Source organism: Mesorhizobium sp. M5C.F.Ca.IN.020.32.2.1 (assembly GCF_004023105.1).
Taxonomy (GTDB): domain Bacteria; phylum Pseudomonadota; class Alphaproteobacteria; order Rhizobiales; family Rhizobiaceae; genus Mesorhizobium; species Mesorhizobium wenxiniae.
The window spans coordinates 1-4,154 of record NZ_RZSX01000587.1; the positions used below are offsets into that span (position 1 = coordinate 1).

Annotated in this window: 2 protein-coding genes and 1 pseudogene; 2 read left to right on the top strand and 1 reads right to left on the bottom strand. The window is 64.2% G+C overall.

Going from position 1 to position 4,154, the window contains the following annotated elements; all coding sequences use genetic code 11:
* The coding region (locus EOA86_RS24845) for an ABC-type transport auxiliary lipoprotein family protein (protein ID WP_245497365.1) at nt 1-599 on the top strand (599 nt) is incomplete at its 5' end.
* A gap of 117 nt (nt 600-716) precedes the next feature.
* A complete protein-coding gene (locus EOA86_RS24850; RefSeq protein ID WP_029352946.1) occupies nt 717-1,160 on the top strand; it encodes an SRPBCC family protein in 444 nt (147 codons plus the stop codon).
* Nucleotides 1,161-1,233: 73 nt separating this feature from the next.
* Here the strand turns inward: EOA86_RS24850 and EOA86_RS24855 are convergent.
* Nucleotides 1,234-4,154, bottom strand: a pseudogene (locus EOA86_RS24855) (kinesin); the annotation flags it as partial.

The window sequence follows — 4,154 nt, forward strand, 5'->3', positions numbered from 1 at the left end:
GGGTCAAATCGGGCGGGCTTAAAGCGGGTGTGGCATTGCTTACGCTTTTGGTAGCCGGTTGCGCGTTTTTGCCGGGCGGCGGGCCGGCGCCTCTGGACACATTCGAACTGTCGGCGCCGCCGCTCGATGCGCGCGGCCGCAGCCGCCGCCAGATCCTCATTGCCCAACCCTCCGCGCTCAAGGCGCTGGACAGCCAGAACATCGTCATCAAGCCGTCCGTGCGCTCGATCCAGTACCTCAAGGGCGCGCAATGGGCCGATCGGCTGCCGCTGATCGTGCAGGCGCGGCTGGCCGAGACATTCCAGCGCTCGGGCAGTTTCGCCGGTGTGGGCAAGCCGGGCGAGGGGCTGGCGATCGACTACCAGGTCATCGTCGAGGTCCGTTCCTTTGAAGTCAGGGTCGACCGCGGCGAACATGCCGAAGTCGAGCTGTTCGTGCGGATACTGAACGACCGCAATGGCGAGGTGCGCGCCTCGAAGAGCTTTACCGCGACCGCGCCCGTCTCGGGCAGCGGCAACCAGGCCTATGTCAGCGCGCTCGACAATGCGTTCGGCGATGCAGCCAAGGACATCGTCCGCTGGACCGATTCGGTGATCTGATACAGCCGGAACTGCCGGGCGCAGCGTAGGATCAAAAAACCTCAGAACTTCTGTCGGATTGGTCAAGACCGGTTCGTCCTTGGGTGGATCGACACTCCAATCACAAGGATAAATGATATGCCCAGTACCGTACGCCTGCACCGCGTCCTGGCAACCAGCCCAGAAAAAGTCTACCGCGCTTTCCTCGAGGCCGACGCGCTCGCGAAATGGCTACCGCCCAACGGCTTTACCTGCACGGTTTATCATCTGGAACCCAAAGTCGGCGGCACATTCAAAATGTCGTTCCGCAACTTCACAACGGACAAAAGCCACGCGTTTGGCGGCGAATATGTCGAGCTCGTCCCGGGCGAACGCCTGCGCTACACGGACAAGTTCGACGATCCTAACTTGCCCGGCGAGATGCAGGTGACGGTGATACTGAAGAAAGTATCAGTCGGCACGGAGCTGGATATCACGCAGGCAGGCGTGCCGGACGTCATTCCAGCTGAGGCTTGTTATCTCGGTTGGCAGGAGTCGCTGCGAAACCTGGCAAGGCTCGTCGAACCGGAGATCAATCAATAGAGCATCATCCCGAAGGGGTCGGCATGGCATGAAAGGCGGGAAATTTCCCGCCTTTTTGGTTCCTATCGTCTGATCAATGCAGGCGGCCACTGGCGTGGGCAAGCATCGTATAGACCTTGCCGGTGTCCGACGTCAGGTAGGTCTGCGCCATCATGTTGTCGCGGTCGTTGCGCGACACGTCCTTGAGCAGCTTTTCGAAATCGTCGCAGTAGCGGTCGACGGCGACGCGGAACTCCGCCTCCATCTGATATTTGCGGCGAATCTCGTCGAACGTCTGCTGGCCCTTCAGCGTGTAGAGACGCCGCGTGAACACGTCACGCTCGCCGCGCCGGTAGCGGTTCCAAAGCTCGATCGAGGCGTCGTGATCGATGGCGCGGGCGATGTCGACGGAAAGCGAGTTAAGCGACTCCACGACGTGAAGCGGCGAGCGCTGGGCAGGTGCCGAGCGTGGCGCTTCCAAAGGTGCCGCCGGCTTGGCGTCCTCTTCGCGCGATGCCCCGGTCAAAAGATCGCGCACCCAGCCGCCCTGCGGCGTACGGCCATTGGGGTCCCGCTGGCGCGGCGCCGTCTCGGCCGGGCGTTCCAGGTCGAGCGTGCCGCGCAGTGAGGTGTCACCCGATGGCGCTTGCGGGCCAAGAGGTTCGGGTTGCTGGGCCGGAGGACGGCGCAGCGGCTCAGTGGCGCGCGCGGCAGGCGCCTGCGGTGCCGGACGCAGGTTGCGCGGCTCCGAGGAGTCGGTACTGCGGCCCGATTTCGCAACGATTTCAGACAATTCCTTCAGCGCGTTGATCTGCTCGGAAACGGCGCGGCGGATGGCCGTGGTCGATTCCTTTGCCTCTTCCGGCATCTCGATGACGCCCTTCTTGAGCTCGGCGCGGGTGAGGTCGAGCTCGCTCTTGATCGAGCCGGCGGTGCGTCGCATCTCCTCGGTCGCGTCGGCGAAGCGCTTCGTTGCCGAATCGACGACGTCGGCGATGGCGGTACGGATCTTGTCCGCCGACTCCAGCGTCTTGCCTTCGGCGTTCTGCAACGTCTGGCCGACCAGATCCTCGAACGAGCGCATGACCTTTTCGAGATCCTCCGACTTCTTGACCAGGCCGACGGCGAGATCCTCCAGCAAGGACTGTCGTTCCAACGTGTGTTCGAGGTTGCTCTGGGCCGAGCTCAACAGATCCGAAGCACTGGACAGCAATCGGCTGTGCTCGTCGAACTTGGTGGCGATCGAGGCAACCTCGCGCAAGGTCGCGGACGACAGCTCGGTAAGCCGTGTCGTGTTCGAATCGACCAGGCGTGCCGAACTGGCGAAGGTCTGCGCGGCTTTTTCCGTGGTCGCTGCAAAGCTTTGCGTGCTGCCGGTCAGGCGTTCGTCGACCTGGCCGAGATTGGCCGCCGCCTGCTCGATCAACTGACCGAGCTGCGAGCTAGAGGTGCTCATACGGCCGATGAGATCGGCGACACTGTCGGCGAGCGTCGAGCGCGCGCCTTCGACGGCCGACAATGTTTCGGCCGTGCGGCTGGCGAGCGCATTGACGAGGGTGGCGTTTTCACTGCGGAGCTTCTCGGTGGCGCGTTCGGTCACCTCTTCCATGCTCTTTTGCAGTTCCGAGCCGCCCTGGGCGAAGCGCTCGACCAGCGGCCGTGCCGTTTCGTCGAGGATTTTCGAGATCTCGGCCGAACGTGCCGCAAGCATGGTGTTGAGCTCGCGGGTGTTGGTGCCGATGGTCTTCGCCGCGTCGTTGGTGCTCTGGCCGATATGTTGGCCGACCGCAGTGAAGGTTTCGGCGATCGCGTTGGCGCGCGAAATAAGTTGCGCCTCGGCGGTCGAAACCTGCTCGTTGAGCTTCTGGCCTATCGTTTCGGTGGTGTAGACGAGACGGTTTTCGACTCCGGCAACCTGCTCCTCGACGCGAGCCGCCGCAGCCGCCGCGCTGGATGCCAGGCGCTCGTCGGCGCCGGCGAGCGCCTGCTCGATTTCACGGGCGTGGACGGCAAGTTCCTCACCGGTCTGCCGCGCACGTTCGGCAACCCGCTGCTCGGTGCTGGCGAAGGCCCCGACGATGTTGTCGGCATGTTCTCCGATCGTCGACGTGCTGTCGGCGATTCGGGATACCAGACGGTGATCCGCCTCGTCGAAGATACGGCCGATCTCCGACGCGCGGGCCGACAGCGCCTCCGAACCTTCGGCGATGCGCGAGATCAGCTGTTGGTCGGCGGCATCGAAAATGCGGCCAAGGTCCGATGCTCGCGCTGCGAGCGCTTCGGCCGATTCGCCGATGCGCACGCCGAGCCGTTCGTCGGCGCCTTCGAAATTGCGCAGGATGTCGCCGGCGCGTGCCGCCAGCGACTGCGCCGTTTCGACCGCGCGGGCAACCAGCTTCTGGTCCGCCGCATCGAATGTACCGGCGATCTCGCTGGCACGAGCGGCCAGCTGGTCGGCTGTCTCCTGGGCGCGCGTCAGCAAGGAGTTCGATGTGTCGTCCACCCGGGCCATGATTGCGCTCGATGTATCCTCGGCGCGGGCAATGAGCGCAGTCGACGTGTCTTCGGCACGTTCGGCGAGGCGGCGGTCCGCCTCCTCGAAGGTGCGGGCGATATCCTCCGCCCTGGCGAGCAAGGCGGCCGAGGTCTGCTCGGCACGCTCGGCGATCTTGCGGTCGGCGTCGCTGAACGCCGCGCCGGCCTGCTCATGCAGCGCGCTGGTGACTTTCATTACCTTTTCACGCAGCGCTCCCGCGACGAAGACGGCGCTCTTCTCGAGCACGCTGCGGACGTTGTCGACACCGGTCGACAGCGCGCGCTCCATGGTTCCGGCGCGCTCCTCGATGATGCCGGTCTGACGGCTGAACGCCTGCTCGATCTTTTCGACGTCAGCGGCAATGGCGTCCGAAATGTCGGTGCTTCTGGCGGCGATCTGGTCGATATGGCCGGACAGGGAACGGTCGACTTCCTTGCGCGTATCGGCGAGCTTGGAGAGATCGTCCTCCAGCGCACGGG